Origin of the sequence: Psychrobacter sp. TB55-MNA-CIBAN-0194 (assembly GCF_040309505.1) — a bacterium.
Taxonomy (GTDB): Bacteria; Pseudomonadota; Gammaproteobacteria; order Pseudomonadales; family Moraxellaceae; genus Psychrobacter; species Psychrobacter fozii.
On the sequence record NZ_JBEOOW010000879.1, the window covers coordinates 1 to 230 of the forward strand.

Sequence of the window (230 nt, forward strand, 5' to 3'; positions counted from 1 at the left end):
ACCCAACACCGAAAACAACGCGCCGCCGAAAAACAACAACACGATCGCAATCGCCACCGACGCGATAATCGCTTTATTGGCGACCTGCTTGCGTGATGCCGCCGACTCACCGCGTGTTAACGCAAGAAACATCGACAACACAAAAAACGGTGCGAACAAAAAGAAAAACTTAATCCAAGTCGAGATCAATAAGCTCATTTAGAGAATTATCCAAAAAGCATCCGGCAACG

General features: G+C 47.4%; 1 protein-coding gene. It reads right to left on the bottom strand.

From position 1 onward, the window contains the following. Positions 1-198 (bottom strand): MarC family protein (locus tag AAEY75_RS17450; RefSeq protein ID WP_352260457.1); only part of this gene is annotated, 198 nt, incomplete at its 3' end. Positions 199-230 lie beyond the last annotated feature (32 nt).